General features: G+C 61.5%; 15 protein-coding genes. 5 read left to right on the top strand and 10 right to left on the bottom strand.

From position 1 onward, the window contains the following. Positions 1 to 17: 17 nt before the first annotated feature. From BLU63_RS04655 to BLU63_RS04665, 3 genes are all read right to left on the bottom strand, one after another. Positions 18 to 218 (bottom strand): DUF1656 domain-containing protein, encoded by a 201-nt coding sequence (locus BLU63_RS04655; protein ID WP_007896379.1) that lies wholly within the window; start codon positions 216 to 218, stop codon positions 18 to 20. After that, the gene (locus BLU63_RS04660) at positions 208 to 2,400 is read right to left on the bottom strand and encodes an FUSC family protein (protein WP_010463144.1); all 2,193 of its coding nucleotides are present in this window, start codon (positions 2,398 to 2,400) and stop codon (positions 208 to 210) included. Before BLU63_RS04660 ends, BLU63_RS04655 begins: the two co-directional genes overlap by 11 nt. A 175-nt stretch (positions 2,401 to 2,575) precedes the next feature. Then, positions 2,576 to 4,087 (bottom strand): efflux transporter outer membrane subunit, encoded by a 1,512-nt coding sequence (locus BLU63_RS04665; protein ID WP_083374965.1) that lies wholly within the window; start codon positions 4,085 to 4,087, stop codon positions 2,576 to 2,578. 270 nt (positions 4,088 to 4,357) lie between these two features. Here BLU63_RS04665 and BLU63_RS04670 point away from each other — a divergent pair, with 270 nt between their 5' ends. The 4 genes from BLU63_RS04670 (at position 4,358) to BLU63_RS04685 (ending at position 8,363) form a co-directional block, all read left to right on the top strand. Next, on the top strand, positions 4,358 to 5,326 hold the full coding sequence (locus tag BLU63_RS04670) for a LysR family transcriptional regulator (protein WP_077748258.1): 969 nt from the start codon (positions 4,358 to 4,360) through the stop codon (positions 5,324 to 5,326). A gap of 336 nt (positions 5,327 to 5,662) precedes the next feature. Continuing rightward, the gene (locus tag BLU63_RS04675) at positions 5,663 to 6,040 is read left to right on the top strand and encodes a DUF6124 family protein (protein ID WP_077748257.1); all 378 of its coding nucleotides are present in this window, start codon (positions 5,663 to 5,665) and stop codon (positions 6,038 to 6,040) included. Between the two features lie 696 nt (positions 6,041 to 6,736). Continuing rightward, positions 6,737 to 7,711, top strand: coding sequence for a 2-hydroxyacid dehydrogenase (locus BLU63_RS04680; protein ID WP_083374966.1), 975 nt, complete (start codon positions 6,737 to 6,739; stop codon positions 7,709 to 7,711). 142 nt (positions 7,712 to 7,853) lie between these two features. After that, the gene (locus BLU63_RS04685; RefSeq protein ID WP_010463155.1) at positions 7,854 to 8,363 is read left to right on the top strand and encodes a DUF2165 family protein; all 510 of its coding nucleotides are present in this window, start codon (positions 7,854 to 7,856) and stop codon (positions 8,361 to 8,363) included. A gap of 21 nt (positions 8,364 to 8,384) precedes the next feature. Here BLU63_RS04685 and BLU63_RS04690 read toward each other — a convergent pair whose 3' ends face one another. Further along, positions 8,385 to 9,287, bottom strand: a complete 903-nt coding sequence (locus tag BLU63_RS04690; protein ID WP_083374967.1) for a DMT family transporter — start codon at positions 9,285 to 9,287, stop codon at positions 8,385 to 8,387. 138 nt (positions 9,288 to 9,425) lie between these two features. Here BLU63_RS04690 and BLU63_RS04695 point away from each other — a divergent pair, with 138 nt between their 5' ends. Next, positions 9,426 to 10,301, top strand: coding sequence for an AraC family transcriptional regulator (locus BLU63_RS04695; RefSeq protein WP_010463159.1), 876 nt, complete (start codon positions 9,426 to 9,428; stop codon positions 10,299 to 10,301). A gap of 118 nt (positions 10,302 to 10,419) precedes the next feature. On the opposite strand, the gene BLU63_RS04700 is transcribed toward BLU63_RS04695, so the two are convergent. From BLU63_RS04700 to BLU63_RS04725, 6 genes are all read right to left on the bottom strand, one after another. After that, complete coding sequence (locus BLU63_RS04700) at positions 10,420 to 12,849, bottom strand: TonB-dependent siderophore receptor (RefSeq protein ID WP_083374968.1); 2,430 nt, start codon at positions 12,847 to 12,849, stop codon at positions 10,420 to 10,422. A gap of 216 nt (positions 12,850 to 13,065) precedes the next feature. Then, positions 13,066 to 14,055 carry a FecR family protein gene (locus tag BLU63_RS04705; RefSeq protein ID WP_083374969.1) on the bottom strand — a complete coding sequence of 330 codons (990 nt, stop codon included), beginning with the start codon at positions 14,053 to 14,055 and terminating at the stop codon, positions 13,066 to 13,068. After that, entirely contained in the window at positions 14,052 to 14,618 is a 567-nt protein-coding gene (locus BLU63_RS04710) for an RNA polymerase sigma factor (protein WP_042932359.1), read from the bottom strand. Before BLU63_RS04710 ends, BLU63_RS04705 begins: the two co-directional genes overlap by 4 nt. Next, positions 14,615 to 14,938 carry a DUF3325 domain-containing protein gene (locus BLU63_RS04715; protein WP_010463167.1) on the bottom strand — a complete coding sequence of 108 codons (324 nt, stop codon included), beginning with the start codon at positions 14,936 to 14,938 and terminating at the stop codon, positions 14,615 to 14,617. The genes BLU63_RS04710 and BLU63_RS04715 overlap by 4 nt, the downstream gene beginning before the upstream one ends. Next, a complete protein-coding gene (locus BLU63_RS04720; RefSeq protein WP_083374970.1) occupies positions 14,939 to 16,519 on the bottom strand; it encodes a PepSY-associated TM helix domain-containing protein in 1,581 nt (526 codons plus the stop codon). Next, positions 16,516 to 16,821 (bottom strand): DUF3649 domain-containing protein, encoded by a 306-nt coding sequence (locus BLU63_RS04725; RefSeq protein WP_010463172.1) that lies wholly within the window; start codon positions 16,819 to 16,821, stop codon positions 16,516 to 16,518. Before BLU63_RS04725 ends, BLU63_RS04720 begins: the two co-directional genes overlap by 4 nt. Positions 16,822 to 16,964: the final 143 nt, after the last annotated feature.

Consider the following 16,964-nt stretch of genomic DNA (forward strand, 5'->3'; position numbering starts at 1 on the left):
TCTTCAGAAATAGAGAGTCAACGGTAGACAGTCAGCGCCAGAGCGCCGAACAGACAGGTAAACAGGCTCAGGCGCAGCAGCGCCGGGTGCCAGAAGAAGCGGTACAGATCGAACCCGGACAGGAACCGGTCCAGCGCCCAGGCCAGCGCCGCGGCGATGAAAAACATCAGCGTCATGGTGGGCATGTACACGCCGTGGAAGGCGATTTCACGAGGCATGTTCAAGTCCTTGGGGCCGGGTCCCGGCGTAGGCGGCGAGCGGTGATTGCGGGTCCAGCAGCGAGGTGCGGATGAAGTGCAAATAGCTCTTCACCCGCCGCAACGCGGAGGTGTCGAAGTGCGGCGCGAACGGTTCGTCGGTGGCTTGCACGCGGCTGATGGCATGGTCGACCGCGATCAGGCCGCGTTCCAGATTGCTCGGGCTCGGTTGCAGAAATAGCCGCACCAGCGAGCGCCCCATCACGCGGATTGCCTGGCGCCACGGCTGGGATTCGGCGTAGGCCGGATGCACCGGCAGAATCGCCTGTTCCTTGCGCAACTCGATGATCGCGTGGCCGACTTCCAGCACCACGAACATCCAGCGCAGCAAATCCCGTTGCACCTGCGGCTGCCCCACCGCGAGGCCGTAAGCCTGATGCAGCAAGTCCCGGGTGCGGCTTTCGAAACTCGAAGCCAGGCCCTTTAGCTTGCCGCTGATCGCATACACCACTTGCCCACGCAAATCCTGCTCGAGCCGGCGCCACAACCAGCGGCTGTTCGGCGGCAGAATGATCGCCCCGGCCGCCGCGCACACCAACATGCCGAGCACCATGGCGATGTAGTCGTTGATGAACGCGTAAGGGTTGTAGACGGTGAGGTTGTCCGGCACCGAACCGGTGCTGAAGAAGATCAGCAACCCGAGGCCGACACCGGCATATTGCGGCCGCGACGTGAGGAACGAACCGAGCACGATCACCGGCGCGAGCATCACGCACAGCAAGGGAAAACCGTCGATCCACGGGAAGATGAAAAACATCTCGACGAAGCCGATCAGTGCCCCGAGGAATGTGCCGCAGGCCATCTGGAACGCCATGCGTTTCGGGTTCGGTGTCGCCGCAGACAGACCGACGGTAGCCGCAGCGATCAGCGTCATGGTCGCCCCGCTCGGCCACGCCGTTGCCACCCAATAACTGCCCAGCACCACCAGAATGAACGCCGCCCGTATCCCCGACGCCGCCGAGGCCATCCAGTTGGTTTGCGGGGTGAACGGCTCGTCCCATTGCTCGCGCGCATGGCTGTGATCGGCCAGTGAAGCGTGGGTCTGTGCATAACTGTGCAACTCGTCGACGAAGCGATAGAGCAGTTCGTAGGCGGTATGAAAATCGAGCTGCTCGGCGTCGCTCGGACCACTCTCCTGAAAGGTCGCCCGCAGGCTGCGAACCCGCGCCGGCAGGTTTTCCTTGTAAGTCGCCAAGGCGCTGGCCAGGCGTGCGGCGTCGGGGCTGGTCAAGGCGCGACCGCTGAAGCCATCGAGCAATTCCGCAAGATCCTGCAGCCCCGGTTTGATCGCCGCCACCACGTGGTCAGCGCCGCTGCTGCGCAAGCGTTCGAGCAATTGGTGCAAGGCGTTGAAGCGCGTAGTGATGCCCATGAATTCGCTGTTCAAGCGACTCAGTCGTCCGTTGCGTCGACGCATGTGCGGGTCTTCGAACACGGTGACGCTGCGCAGCCCTTCCAGCCCCACGGCCTCGGCAATAAAGCGCACGTTACTGGCTTCGAAAGCCTCGGGTTTGCTGCGACCGCGCAAGCCATCGGTAACGAACAAGGCGAACACACCAAAGCGCTGATACAAGGCGTTGCGCATCGCCGCGCTGGCGGTTTGCGGCAGGATCGCGGCGCTGACCACGGTGGCGCAAAGAATCCCCAGCGAGATCTCCAACACCCGCCAGACCGCGGCCATGAACGCGCCGTCCGGGTGGGCCAACGCGGGCAAACCGACCATCGCGGCGGTGTACCCGGCGAGCACGAAACCGTAGGCGCGAAAATTGCGATAACGCGCCGCGCCGGCCGAGCAGAGGCCGACCCAGATCGCCAGCGAGCCGAGGAACAGTTCGGTGTTCTGGGCGAACAAGGCAATCAACGCGACCATCACCGCTGACCCGGCCAGCGTGCCGAGAAAGCGGTAAAAACTTTTGGCGAACACCTGGCCGCTTTGCGGTTGCATGACAATGAACACGGTGATCATCGCCGTGCGCGGTTGCGGCAACTCCAGGCGCATCGCCAGCCACAGGGTGAGGAACGCGGCGAACAGCACTTTGAAAATGTAGACCCAGGTCACGCCGTCGCTGCGTGCCCAGTCGAAGAAACCCCGGCGCCATTCAAGGGAATACAGCCAGCGCAGAGGTGCAGGCGAGGGAGTCATGAGTATCCTGGAAGCACGTGAGGCAAAAGAGATTCTGTGGCGAGCGAGCTTGCTCGCGCCGGGCTGCGTAGCGGCCCCAATATTCGGGCAGCCACCTCACATGTTGTGAGTGCTGCGCACTCAAGCGGGAGCAAGCTCCCTCGCCACAAATGCGGATGTACCTGGAACATCGTGTTCAATTCGAGAGGCTCTTTAAAAGGGCCGGGGTTTTCGGTGCCTGGGTCTGGCTGTCCTTCGGCACATCATTTCCTGCACCCAGCCCGCCACCCAGCGCTGTCACCAATTCGGCGTGGGCACTCAGGCGTGCGGCCTGAACCTGCTGCTGGACCTGCTGCTGCTTGAACAACAAGGTTTGGGCATTGAGCACGTTGAGGTAGTCGGTGAGCCCGCGCTGCCAGGCGACCATCGCGATGTCATAAGTCTTCTGCGCAGCGGCCACCGACTCGGCGGCGAAGGTTTGCTGCTTGTCCATGGACTCGCGGCGGATCAACTGGTCGGAGATGTTTTTCAGCGCGTTGACCAGCGTCTGGTTGTACTTGGCCACGGCGATGTCATACCCGGCAGAGGCTTCGCCCAGCTCCGAACGCAAGCGCCCGCCGTCGAAGATCGGCAACGAGATCGCCGGGCCGACGCTGTAGTTGAGTTTCTTGCCGGTCAAAAACTCCATCGCCCCACCGCCAGTGGCCATGTAGCCGAGGCTGCCGACCAGATCGACGTTGGGGTAGAAACCGGCGTGGGCGACATCGATGCCCCGCGCCTGGGCCGCCACTTGCCAGCGGCTGGCGACCACGTCCGGACGTTGACCGAGCAATTGCGCGGGCAATGACGACGGCAGTTTCAGCGGCGCGGCCAATGACAGCGTGGGCCGTTGCAACTGCGCGCCCTCGCCTGGACCTTTCCCCGCCAGAGCGGCCAGTTGGTTACGGCTCAGGGCGATTTCCTCGTCCAGCGCGTCGATCTGGCGATGGGTTTCCGGCAGCGGCGTTTCAGCCTGACTGACATCGAAATGGGTGCCGATGCCGCCGTTCAAGCGTTTTTGCGCCAGATCGAGAATTTGCTGCTGCTGTTTCAGGGTCGCCTCGACAATGTCCCGTTGTGCGTAGTGCAGCGACAGTTCGATGTAGGCGCGCACGATATTGTTCTGCAATTCGAGTTGGGCCAGACGCGCTTCGGCGGCCGTCATGTGCGCCATGTCGACGGCGCGCTCGGTGGCGTTGCTTTCGCGGCCCCAAAGGTCGAGGGCGTAGCTGAAACCCAGTGCAGCGTTGTTGTCCCAGGTGGTCGTGTTGGCCAACTCGCCCGGCCCGTAAAACTGATCGGTCGGCCAGTTGTGGCGCTTGAGGGTGGATTCGCCATTGATCTGCAACGACTCGGCAGACTCGGCGATGCCGGCCATGGACCTGGCCTGTCGCACCCGCGCGGCGGCCATGGCCATGGTCGGGCTGCCTTGTACGGCGAGGTCGATCCAGCGGTTCAATTGCGGGTCGCCATAGGCCTGCCACCATTGTGCGGTGGGCCAGTGAGCGTCCTGCGCGGCGCTCTGGATGGCGTCGTCGGTGGCCAGTGAATTGGCCTCCAGTGCCTTGCCCTGCGGGGCAATTCCTCCGGTTCCGATGCAGCCGCCGAGGGTCAGGGATAAAGCCAGAACACTGAGCGTCTGAAGCGCTCTGTTGATGCGACGCGGCACTGCTGCGATTTCCTGAGAGAAGGGGCGTACGAGGTCCTGTAGGAGCGAGGCTTGCCCGCGAAGGCGGCGACATCGTTGGTGACTGTCACGCCGCCTTCGCGGGCAAGCCTCGCTCCTACAATGACCGGCGCAATTCTAGGGGGCGGTCTGTACGGCGATAAGCTGGGAATCCTGTGAATCTTTGTTACCGTTAACGCGATAATCCCTTGGTCGGGGTCTCAGACTCTGAAACCTTGTGTCACAATTTGCCATCGCACCCGAGAGCACCCCATGGACACTTTGCAAAACATGCGCGCCTTCAGTTACGTGGCCGAGGCCGGCAGCTTCACCGCCGCCGCCGTGCAACTGGACACCACCACGGCCAACGTCTCGCGCGCGGTCTCCAACCTGGAAGCCCACCTGCAAACCCGCCTGCTCAACCGCACCACCCGTCGCATCGCCCTGACCGAGGCCGGCAAACGCTATCTATTGCGCTGCGAGCAGATCCTGGCCTACGTCGAAGAGGCTGAAGCCGAGGCCAGCGACGCCCACGCGCGCCCGGCCGGGCAGCTCAAAGTGCACACCATGACCGGCATCGGTCAGCACTTCGTGATCGACGCCATCGCCCGTTATCGCAAGACCCACCCCGACGTGACCTTCGACCTGACCATGGCCAACCGCGTGCCGGACCTGCTCGACGAGGGCTACGACGTGTCCATCGTGCTCGCCAGCGAACTGCCGGACTCAGGGTTCGTCTCCCAGCGCCTGGGCATCACCTACAGCATCGTCTGCGCCTCGCCGGCGTATGTGAAAGCCAACGGCTGCGCGCACAAGCCCAGCGACTTGCTTAACCACGCGTGCCTGCGTCTGGTGAGCCCGGTGATCCCGCTGGAGAAATGGACTTTTGACGGCCCGGAAGGCCAGGAAATGGTCACCATCAACAGCTCGCCGTTCCTGGTGAACTCGGCTGACGCGATGAAAACCGCAATCATCAGCGGCATGGGCGTCGGCGTGTTGCCGGTGTACGCGGCGATTGAAGGCCTGCGCAACGGCACACTGGTGCGGGTGATGCCGAACTACCGCTCGCAAGAACTGAACCTGTATGCGATCTACCCGTCGCGCCAGTACCTGGACGCGAAGATCAAGACCTGGGTCGAGTACTTGCGCGGGTCGTTGCCGGAGATATTGGCGGCGCATCAGGCGGAATTGGTGGCGTATGAATTGAGTGGGAGTCTGGGTGGGGCTCGGGTGGCGAACTGATTTCACGGTCCTACAGACGCAGTGATTTTGGGGAATGTTTCCGACGGGTTCTGTCGGTTGTTGGGTCAGACGGGAAATGGGTAGGCTTTGTGGGTCGCTGCAAAATCAGCGGCCAGGTCTGGAAAACCTGGCGAACACTTACCAAACCCCATGGCATACTGCGGCGCTTTTTTCTGCACGCAAATCCTTGTTATGGCGGCTGTGCGCGGGAGACCTTCGGGTCTACCGGGTTTTGGTGGGTGTCCCGGTTTTTCCAGTCCGCGCATGGCTGCCACCCTTTCGTCTGGAAAACGAAAGATGGCAGTTCCACTTCATCTGCCAATGAGTAACTTCCGCATGATCAAAGAAACACCGAACCCTCCGGAAACCGACGACGTTTCCCCCTACGAATCCCTCGATTCCAAAAAACTCAACGAAGCCGCCGAACGCGCGCTGGATCACTACCTCAACCCCGCCGCCCTCAAATCCCCAGCCATCCGCAAACCCAGCACCATGTTTGTGATCGCACCGGACATCAAAGACGAAGACCTGCTGGCCCACACCTGCGAGTCATTGGCCCAGGCCAGCGTGATGGCGAGCGACTTCGCGGACCATCTGGAAGGCCCGTACCGGCACAAGGCGATGGCCATTCAACAGATCGTCATGCTGGCCGAACTGGCCGCAAACCGGATGCTCGATAACGTCGCCGTACCCAACCCTGCGCCACATAGCTGATCCTCCGGTGTGAACTGTTTCCCTGTGGGAGCGAGCCTGCTCGCGAAAGCGGTGAGTCAGACGACTTCAATGTCGAATGTTAAACAGCCTTCGCGAGCAGGCTCGCTCCCACAATGGATTGGTGGGTACCTGCAAAAGAGATTGGTCGGCTGTCAGGCCGCCTTCGCGGGCAAGCCTCGCTCCTACAAGAATTCAGCGTACAGCTTTTGATTCTCACCACTCATCAGGCCGAGCGTTAGCTCGCCTGCAGCTCTTGATCTTGATCCACCCGCCCCGTCGGGAGGCTGAGTGGAGGTGTTCATCCGGGGAGTGGCGCGCAGCGCCGTTCGACGCAGTCGAACACGCTGCATGTAGGTCGTCGCGAAGCAGACCGGAGGGCAGTGTCCCCGGATGGATACCGGAGCGAAGGAACGCCGAGCCCAGGCGAGGGGCCGGACGTTTGGGGCGAGCCTTTTTTTGCTTACTTTTTTTTGGCGTTTGAAAAAAAGTGAGTCGCCGTAAGGGCGAAACCGCCAGCCGCCGTAACCGCAGGAATGGATATGTACCCGGTCAACCACAACATGGTCGGCCCGAAGGCCGCCATCGCTGACAGGCCAGCGCCCACAGAAACTCCCGGGCAATTCGCGGACTCGCGCAACAACGGGGAAGAATGTTAGCGTGCTTGGCATTCACCAAGCCCCGACGAGCCCTCCTCCCATGAAAAAGACCGTCCTCGCCTTCAGCCGCGTCACCCCGGAAATGGTCGAGCGCCTCCAGCAAGACTTCGACGTCATCGTCCCCAACCCGAAAAACGGCGACATCAACGCCCAGTTCAACGAAGCGCTGCCCCACGCCCACGGCCTGATCGGTGTCGGCCGCAAACTTGGCCGCGCACAACTGGAAAACGCCGCCAGACTCGAAGTCGTCTCCAGCGTCTCCGTCGGCTACGACAACTACGACGTCGCCTACTTCAACGAACGCGGGATCATGCTGACCAACACGCCGGATGTCCTCACCGAAAGCACCGCCGACCTGGCCTTCGCCCTGCTCATGAGCAGCGCCCGCCGCGTCGCCGAGCTCGATGCCTGGACCAAGGCCGGACAATGGCAAGCCACCGTCGGCGCACCGCTGTTTGGCTGCGATGTACACGGCAAAACCCTGGGCATCGTCGGCATGGGCAACATCGGTGCGGCCATTGCCCGTCGCGGGCGGCTGGGCTTCAACATGCCGATCCTCTACAGCGGCAACAGCCGCAAGACTCAGCTGGAGCAAGAACTCGGCGCGCAATTTCGCAGCCTTGACGAACTGCTGGCCGAAGCCGATTTCGTTTGCCTGGTGGTACCGCTCAGCGAGAAAACCCGGCACTTGATCAGCCACCGCGAACTGGCCCTGATGAAGCCGAGCGCCATCCTGGTCAACATCGCGCGCGGTCCGGTCGTGGATGAGCCCGCCCTGATCGAAGCGCTGCAAAACAACCGCATTCGCGGCGCCGGGCTGGACGTCTACGAGAAAGAACCATTGGCCGAGTCGCCGTTGTTCCAGCTGAAAAACGCGGTGACGTTGCCGCACATCGGCTCCGCCACCCATGAAACCCGCGAAGCCATGGCCAACCGTGCGTTGGCTAACCTGCGCAGCGCACTGCTGGGCGAGCGCCCGCAAGACCTGGTCAACCCGCAAGTGTGGAAAGGCTAACTAAAACGGGCAGAGACTTATAAAGTCTCTGCCCGCTCCTTACATAACTTGCAATTCAGTCAGCCCACTAAAATAGTTCAAGCGCTATACACTCACCACCACTTATCCGACCCACGAAAAACAGTGATGGAGCACTCTAGCCTTGAACAGTATTACTACCGACAAGATCATCAGATACAGCAAGCTGGCACTAATGACTTATATAAGCTTTTTTGGCCTGCTGGTGATGTACAGCAACTTCACCGACTACGCATCCAACTATGAGTACGTCAGTCATATTCTGAGCATGGACACCACCCGGGAAAACATCAACCTGAACTACCGGGCAATCACCTCACCCATGCTCCACCACCGGATCTATTGGTTCATCATTACACTTGAAGTGATCTATACGGCCTTCTGCCTGATTGGTGCCTATTATCTTTTCCATTACAGGAATGCGCCGGCCGAGGAATTCCATGAGGCCAAAAAGTTTTCAATCATCGGATTATTGATCGCCATATTTGTCTACTACGTTTGCCTGCAAGTGATCGGCGTTGAATGGTTCAACATGGACGAATCACAAACCTGGAATGCCAAGGACTGGGCCCGGCATATTGTCGACTTCATACTTCCGCTGCTGATATTCGTCGCACTCCGGACCGAGCGCTAAGCGCACTCGGCCCCGACGTATTCAGGCGAGTTTGCCATTGCCTTGCGCTATCGGCGCCTTGGGTTTGCGGAACACCAGTACGTTGCCAAGCATCACCAACACTAGCCCCACCAATGCCGGCGCGGTCCATTGATAGCCTTCAGCAAACGCCGAGACATTCAGCGCCACGACCGGGAACAGCACGGTGCAATAGGCCGCTCGCTCCGGGCCCATACGCCCGACCAGCGTCAAGTAGGCGGTGAAGCCGATGACCGAACCCGGAATCACAAGGTACAGCAGCGAGCCGATGTAACGCGCGTTCCATTCCATGTCGAACGGAATGCCCCTGACCAGACACCACACCGACAACATCGCGGCGCCATACGCCATGCCCCAGGCGTTAGTGGTCAACGGCTTCAAACCGGCCTTCTGTTGCAGGCTCGAGAGCATGTTACCGGCCGAGAAACACAAAGTTCCGAGCAGTGCCAGGCCCAGGCCGAGCAAGGTTTCCGGGCTGGCGGTGTGGCCGGCCAACTCAGGCCAGAACAACAGGCCAAGCCCGGACAAGCCCAGCGCACCGCCCATCAAAACGTTGCGGGCGATTTTCTGGCCGAAGAACACCCGTGCATTGAGCGCGTTCCACAACGTGGCCGTGGAAAACACCACGGCGACCAGCCCGCTGGGAATCCACTGACTGGCCGTCAGGAAACACATGAAATTGACGCAGAACAGGCACAAGCCCTGTGCCAGACAGATCAAATGCCCGCGACGGTTCATCACTTGCAGGCGCCGGCTGAGCAGCAACAGGACGAACAGCACCAGTGCCGCGAGGCCGAAGCGATAAACGATCGACACGGGAATGGCCACCACACCCAACTGCCATTTCAAGGCAATCCAGGTGGTGCCCCAGATCAGCACGGTCAATAAATACAGCGAAAGGTTCATGACTAAGGCTCCTCAATAGGAACTCAGTGTCCTGCGACCAGCGTGGGCGCACTTGCATAAACTTGCGCTTTTGTCGTGGCAGAGGCTGGCAGCGCATGGTCTACGGAGTAGGATGCAAGGCGTTGGAGAGAAGCCATCATGCCCACACTGGAAACCCTGCAAGTCTTTCAAGCCCTCAACCGCTCGCCCAATGCTCGTCTGGAGCAAAGCGCCGAGCTCGGTGACGGCATGGCTGCAGCCTTGTGGAGCAACCATCACGACGCCCAGGATTACGAAGCGCCGAGCCACCACACACTGTCGTGCTACATCGCCGGCGGCACCGGCACGTTCCGCCGCGATCAGCCCGGCACCAAGGGCGGCCCGGACAAGCTGTGCATCCTGCCGGCCGAGCATCAGTCGGGCTGGGTGATCAACGGCGACATTCGCCTGGCCCATGTGTATTTCAGCCCCGAACAATTCGCCCTCGGCTGCGTCACGCTGCTGGACCGCGAGCCTCGCGAACTGCAATTGCGCGAAGCCACTTTCCTTGACGATCCAGCGCAGGCCCGACGCTTTCGGCAGATGCTCACCCTCAGCTGGGACGAACCCGGCGAGCGCCTGCTCACCAGCAGCCTGGCTCACGAAATGCTCAGCCACGTGTTGCTCGGCCAAGTCGGGATGCGTGAGGGCTTGCGGTTAAAAGGCGGATTGGCGGCGCACCAGCGGCGGCAGTTGGTGGAGTTCATCGACAATCAATTGGCCGAGGCGATCAGCCTGGGGCAATTGGCGGCGTTGTGTACGCTGTCGGAATATCACTTTGCGAGGATGTTTCGGGAGAGCTTTGGCTTGCCGCCGCATCAGTATGTGTTGGCGCGCAGACTGGGCCGGGCGCGGGAGTTGTTGCGTTCGACATCGCAGCCTTTGGGAGAGATTGCATTGGCGTGCGGCTTTGCCAGTGCGAGCCATTTCACTAATCGGTTTCGGCAGGTTTTGGGTGGAACGCCCGGCGAGTATCGGCAGGCGTTTTTGCGTTAGTCCCGACATTTGCAGCGCCCGTCATGCCGTCTTCGCGGGCAAGCCTCGCTCCTACACGGACAACGTAAAACGTGTAGGAGCGAGGCTTGCCCGCGAAGAACGATTACGCGGTCTGCGATCAGAATTCCAGTGTGCTGGACAACGAGATCTGCCGCGAATCCCCCATTGACACAAAGAACCGGCTCGCCGCCGAGGTGTAGTAGGTGCGGTCAAACAGGTTCTTCACGTTGAGCTGAAACTTGACCTTCTGCCCTTCGACCTTGGTGTCGTAGGTCGCGAAGGCATCGGCCACGGTGTAGCTCGGCAAGTCGAAATCGTTGACCGCGTTACCCGCCCGCTCGCCAACATACCGCGCGCCCGCGCCGACCCGCAGTTGATCGCCGCCCACAATGGTGCCGAAGTCATAGACCGCCGACAGCGAGCCGCTGTTCTTCGCGACGTTTTGCAGTTTTTTGCCCTTGTAGGTCGGGTCTTCGGTGACCTCGGCATCGGTGTAGGCATAGCTGCCGATCAGGCTCCAGCGGTCGCTGAGCTGGCCGCTCAAATCCACTTCAAGACCCCGGGAGCGTACCTCGCCGGCGGCGCTGTAAATCGTCACCGGGCCTTCGGAGTTGGCCACCAGCACGTTGCGTTTCTTGATGTCGAACAGCGCGACGTTGCCGGTCACGCGCCCTGGCATGTCGAGCTTGGCGCCGATTTCCCACGACTTGGCTTCTTCCGGCGCGACGCTGCCGTCGAGCACGGTGCTGCTGCCGCTCAACGGCGCGATGGTTGAGTTGGGTTTGAACGATTCGGTGTAGCTGCCGTAGAACGACAGTTCATCGGTGAACCGATAGACCAGACCGGCGCGCGGCACCCATTTCTGACCGTTGCTGTCGGTGTTGGCCTGGAACGGCACGCCTTTGCCGGCGTATTGGTCGTATTCCTGGAAGCGTGCGCCTGCGACGAAAATCCATTGATCGGTGAGGTGGATCGAGTCCTGCAGGAAGATCGAATCGCTGCGCAGTTCATCGGTCTGCGCACTGTCCGCCGGGCTGACCGTGGTGCCGGCGACTTCGCGGCCATAGACCGGGTTGACGTAGCTGAAGGTGCTCAGGCTTTTCTGGCGGATCAGGTCTTCGCGGTAGATCTTGCGGTATTCGTCATCGATGCCGAACACCAGGTCGTGTTGCATACCCAATACGTTCACCTTGCCTTCGAGGCTGGCGGTGGTGAAACGGTCGGTGCTGATCGCGTTTTGAGTGCCGTCCATACTGCGGGTCAGCGTGCCGCGTCGGGTGTCGATGGCGGTGACGCGCACCTGGCTGGCGTCGTAGGTTTCACGGTTCCAGCTGTAGCCGAAATGAGCGTTCCAATTGTCGTTGAGCTCGTGATCGGCCTCGAAGTGGTAAAGGTCCGAGCGGCCTTCCATGTTGTTGAAGGGCTCGTCCAGGCGTTCATTGCGCGAGATGTCCAACGGATGGTTGGTGCGCGGATCGATGACCGTGCCGCGGTCGAACGGGGTCAGGAACTCGCGGTGTTCGTAGGAAAACAACAGCGTGGTGCTTTCGCCGAACCACGCCAGTGACGGCGCCACCAGCGTGTCGCGGTGGGTGCCGAAGTTGCGCCAGTAATCTTCGTCTTCGTGGTCCAGCACCATACGGTATGCAAAGCCGGAATCACCCAGTGCGCCGGTGCTGTCGAGGCCACCGCCGCTGCCGTTTTTACCGTCGCCGTAGGTCGAACCGCGCAGTGTCAGGGCGTTGTATTGCTCAAGCTCGGGTTTCTTGCTGACCATGTTGACCACGCCGCCCGGGTCCTGGATGCCGTACAGCAGCGAGGCCGGTCCCTTGAGGACTTCGACCCGGTCCACGGTCGCATTCATGCCGCGGCCCTGCACGATCGGCATGCCGTCGCGCATGATCGAGCCGTTGCGGTTGTCGCCGAAACCGCGGGTCATCACCGAGTCCTGGGTGCTCGCCAGCGTGTTGCCCTGAGTGATGCCGCTGACGTTGGCCAGCGCATCATCCAGATTGCGCGGCGCCTGATCGCGAATGACCTGGGCCGGAATGACGTTGACGGTCTGCGGGATGTCCTGGAGCAAGGCCGACGAGCGCATCACCGAGCTGGTGGGCGGCGGCTGATAGCTCATGGACTGATCGGCCACCGAGTTGATGGTGGTGGTGCCCAGATTCAATGTGCCGGCGCTGGGCAGCGGTTCAAGCACCAGGGTGTGAGCATCGCTACGGCGGAAGGTGAGGCCCGAACCGCTGAGCAAACGCTGCAGGGCCTGCTCGGCGCTCAACGGGCCATTGACCGCCGGGGCGGTGAGCCCGTAAGGCGCTTCATCGGTGTAGACCACGCTGATTCCGGTGACGCGGCTGAAGTCGCTCAAGGCCTGGGGCAGCGGTTTGGCAGCGATGGCGAAGCTGAACGGCGTAAGCGGCTGCGTATTGCCCGCCTCAGCGGCCGATGCGACGCTCGAAGGCAGCAAGGCCAACGCCGACATACTCAGTGCAGAAGCACCCAACCACTGTTTGACCGAACCCGGTTTTGCCCTGGACTTCATTGCTCATTGACCTGTGTAGAACCTACGGGATGCGAATGACTCGCAGTTTCAGTCACTACACGGATGGGGGTTGGGTTTACCTCATCATAATTTTGAAAATAATTTTTGCGGGGTGATGTGGCGTTAAGCCTGACGCCTTCGCGGGCAAGCCTCGCTCCTACAAGGATCGCGCGAACCTGTAGGGGGGCGGACTTGCCCGCGATGGGGCCGGCAGCCTCACCGCAAAATAATCAGATGCCCCATCACCTTGGTCTGCTCAAACCCCAAAACGCCCTGCAACGAACCCAACACCGCCTGCGGATCCTTGCTCGGAAAACTGCCACTGACCCGCCGCGCGGCCAGTTCATCGTTGAGCAGCACAATCCGCCCCGGGTAATAACGCCCCAGATCCTGCACCACATCGGCCAGGGTGACCTTGTAGTAATTGAGCCACCCCTGACGCCAGGCCAGTTGCGCTTCACTATCAACCACACGCAGCTTTTGCGCCGAACCTTCGCCATACGCCACTTGCTGGCCAGCGGTCAGAATCTGCTGCTCGGCGTGCCTGTCCGCTGTCACGCCGACCCGTCCTGACAGGACCGTGACCTGCGCACCATGGGGCTGCAAACGTACTTCGAACTGAGTGCCGAGCACCCGGGCCTGGCCCTTTTCAGCGTCGACCACAAACGGATCGCCCGTGTGGGTCACGCTGAAGAATCCGGCACCGCGACGCAGCTGAACGTGGCGCTCGCCGCCACTGAAATCCACGGCAATGGCGCTGTCGGCGTCCAGCGTCACTTGCGACTGATCGGCCAGCGTCACGGTGCGAATTTCACCTGGCGCAGACACATAGTCCGCCCCCAGATCATCGATCCAGCGCATCGGCTGCCAACCCGCGCCGATGCCGATCATCAGCACCAGGCACGCGGCCATGGCCAGCACGCCAGACCAGCGCCGCACGCGGGTGCGTCGGGATCGGTTCATCGCATTGAGGTAACCCTGCAAGGCGAAAGCGTCTTCATCGGCCAGGGTCCGTGCGGGCATTTCGCTCAACTCCCACAGCACTTGCGCCTGGGCGTAAGCCTCGGCGTGGGCGGGATCGGCCTGGAGCCAGCGGCTGAAAGTGAGTTGATCGCCGCTGCTCGGTTGGTCATGCAACAGGCTCAGCCAGGCGAGTGCAGCCTGCTCTTGAGCGGGCGTCGGGGTGACGCGGTCGAGTTGATTCACGGTGCTTTCCCTGGCGTGCGCGTTGGCGGTTCCCGCAAACTGGCCTTGCAGGCATCGAGGGCGCGCATCATGTGTTTTTCCACGGCGCTTTGGGACAGGCCCATGGCCTTGGCGATCTCCGCGTATTTGCGGCCATGGATGCGGTTGAGCAGAAAGATTTGCCGGGTACGTTCCGGCAATGCGCGCAACGCCGCTTCGACGTGACGCAGGTCGTTGCCCGCCTCCAGCGCCGCTTGTGGTTCGCTGCCCTGGCTGTCCGGTTGATCCGGCATCCAGCCTTCGTTGACCCGCACCCGCGTGCCTTCGCTGCGCAAATGGTCGATGGCGATGTTGCCGGCGCAACGCAGCAGGTAAGTGCTGAGTTCCTCGACCTGCACCAGCGGACGCCGCCAGAAACGCAGAAACAAGTCCTGCACCAGATCGGCGGCGGTAGCGCGGCAGCCGACACGCCGGCTCACCAGCGCTTCCATCTGCGAACGCTGGGAAAGGAACACCTGAAGGAAATGCGCACGGGCGCCGCGATATTCGTCGTCGCGGGATTCCGGGGGATCGCTGGTCATCATTGCGCCAACACGGCGACGGGACTGGCAAGCAGGCTCAACCCAGCCAACGCCAGGGCCAGTCGCGGGCGATAAGGCATCAACAACACCAGCAGCAAGGCGCTGAGCATCAACACCGCAAACCACTCCACCAACCCGAGCCCCCAACCGGTTTTCGCCACCGCCGCCCATAATGAAACTGCCAGCAGCAACCAGCCGCCCAGCTTGAACGTTTTGCGTCGCCGGGCAGACGGCTGGCGCCCCAGCAGTTCGCCGTGATGCCGATCCATTGATAAACACAGCGCGGTGAAACCGCCGTAGCAGAGCAGCAGGGCCAACAGCATTCAGTTCACCTTTTGCTCAAGCATGATCAATCGGGCGCGTTCTTTGGCGACGCGAACGGTCTGCCCGGTGCGCTGCATTTTCCAGGCAGCCCAGGCCAGGAACAGGCCACTGCCCAGGCAGGTCAGATCGAACCCGGCGAGCGTCCAGTCACCTTGAGCCAGCGTCACGCCCAAGTGATACGGCGTGGTCAGCGCGCTCAACAGCGGCACCCCGCAGAACAGCAACGCGGCCAGCGCCAATTGCTCGATCCATGCCGCGCGACCACAACGTAACACTGCGTGAACCACGCTCAAGCCCCAGACGATGAAGAAGCTGTTCACTTCCCAATCCGCCCGGGTGGCCATCTCCACCGGCAGCAACCGATTGGCCCAGAAAAATGCCGCCACCGCGACCACCAGCCCGGACATGCTGGCAATGTTCAGCACTTCCACCAGCCGCAGTTCGAAGGGCATTACACCGCTTTTCACATGTTTGAGCTGACGCTTGCCGAGCCAGATCACCAGACCGGTTCCGATCATCGCCGTGCTCGCCACCCCGCAGATGAAGTACAGCCAGCGCAGCACGGGGCTCGCGAAATGGCCCATGTGCAAGCCATAGAAACTGCCGGCGATGGCCATCGGCACCGGTTGCTGTGGCGTGGCGCTGAGTTGCTGGCCGGTCACGCCGTGGAAGGTCACCGCGCTGCTGGCGTCATAAATCACGCGGTCTGCATCATCCCTTGAGACGACAATCGAGGCATTCGCATCCCCCGGATTGTTCACCGTCAGCCGTTCCGCCCGGCCGCCCGACCACTGCGCGCGCGCCCGCTCCAGCAACGGCGCCATCGGTGCCAGTTCCGCCGGTTTGCCGGCCAGTTCGGGCGTGCCGGAGGCCGGGAATACCTCCGCGTAAAACGCGCGGGGATCGCCTTTGTACGAAGCCAGGATGCTCGCCGGCATCACCATCGCCATGAAAATCACCAGGCTGCTGTAGGTGATCATCAGGTGAAACGGCAACACCAGAACGCCCACCGCGTTGTGCCCGTCCAGCCAGGAACGCTGGCCTTTGCGCGGGCGGAAGGTGAAGAAGTCCTTGAAGATTTTCTTGTGGGTGATGATCCCGGTGATCAGGCCGATGAACATCACCATGGCCGCGATGGTCGACAACCAGCGGCCCCACGGATAGGGCATTTGCAGCTGGAAGTGGAAGCGATAGAAGAAATCGCCGCCCATCGATTCGCGGCCCTGCACTTCGCTGCCGGTTTGCGCGTCGAGCAGTTTCTCGGTGAATTGCCCGCGCTCGCCGGGCTTGGCCGGGGTCTGTTGCCAGCGCACTGACAGGCCCGGTTCCCGGGCACTCGGCAGGTCGATCAACCAGCGCGAGGCGCCGGCCGCGTGTTGCTGGAGGTAGTTTTGCGCCAGCGTCAGACTGGCTTCGGAGGTCACCGCACGCGCCGGTATCTCGGGCTGCATCCAGTGACTGATCTCGTCCTTGAAATAGGCGAGCGTGCCGGTCAGGAAAATCGCGAACAACAACCAGCCGAAGGTCAACCCGGCCCAGGTGTGCAACCAGGCCATCGCCTGACGAAATCCCTCTTTCATGCGTGGCCCATCCAATTAGCCAACCCCGACACCGCCGCCAGCAGCAGGCTCGCCACAATCAATCCGAACCAGGCTCGCCAGGCACTGCGACAGGCAAAACACCAGAGCACCGCGATCAGGTAGGCCAGAAAAGAGCTCATCATCCCGGTCACCACCGCTTCGGCCCGGGCCATCGGCAACCATGAACTCAAGCTGACACTGGCCAGCGCTGCGACGATATAGCCGCCCAACACCGCAGCCAGCACTCGAGAAGTGACCGCCAATCGATAAGGAACGGGGAGCGTGCGGGTTTTGCCTTTCATGGTTCGACCTTGAAACCAGGTGAGGCCGCATCAAAGTCATGGGGCCAACAAGACCGCAATATTAATGATAAATATTCTCATACGCAAAAGAGTTCCGATGAGATCGCTTGTTCCGGACAGTTCGATTGCGATGCGAGGGGTGC

It is taken from the genome of Pseudomonas mandelii (assembly GCF_900106065.1).
Lineage (GTDB): Bacteria > Pseudomonadota > Gammaproteobacteria > Pseudomonadales > Pseudomonadaceae > Aquipseudomonas > Aquipseudomonas mandelii.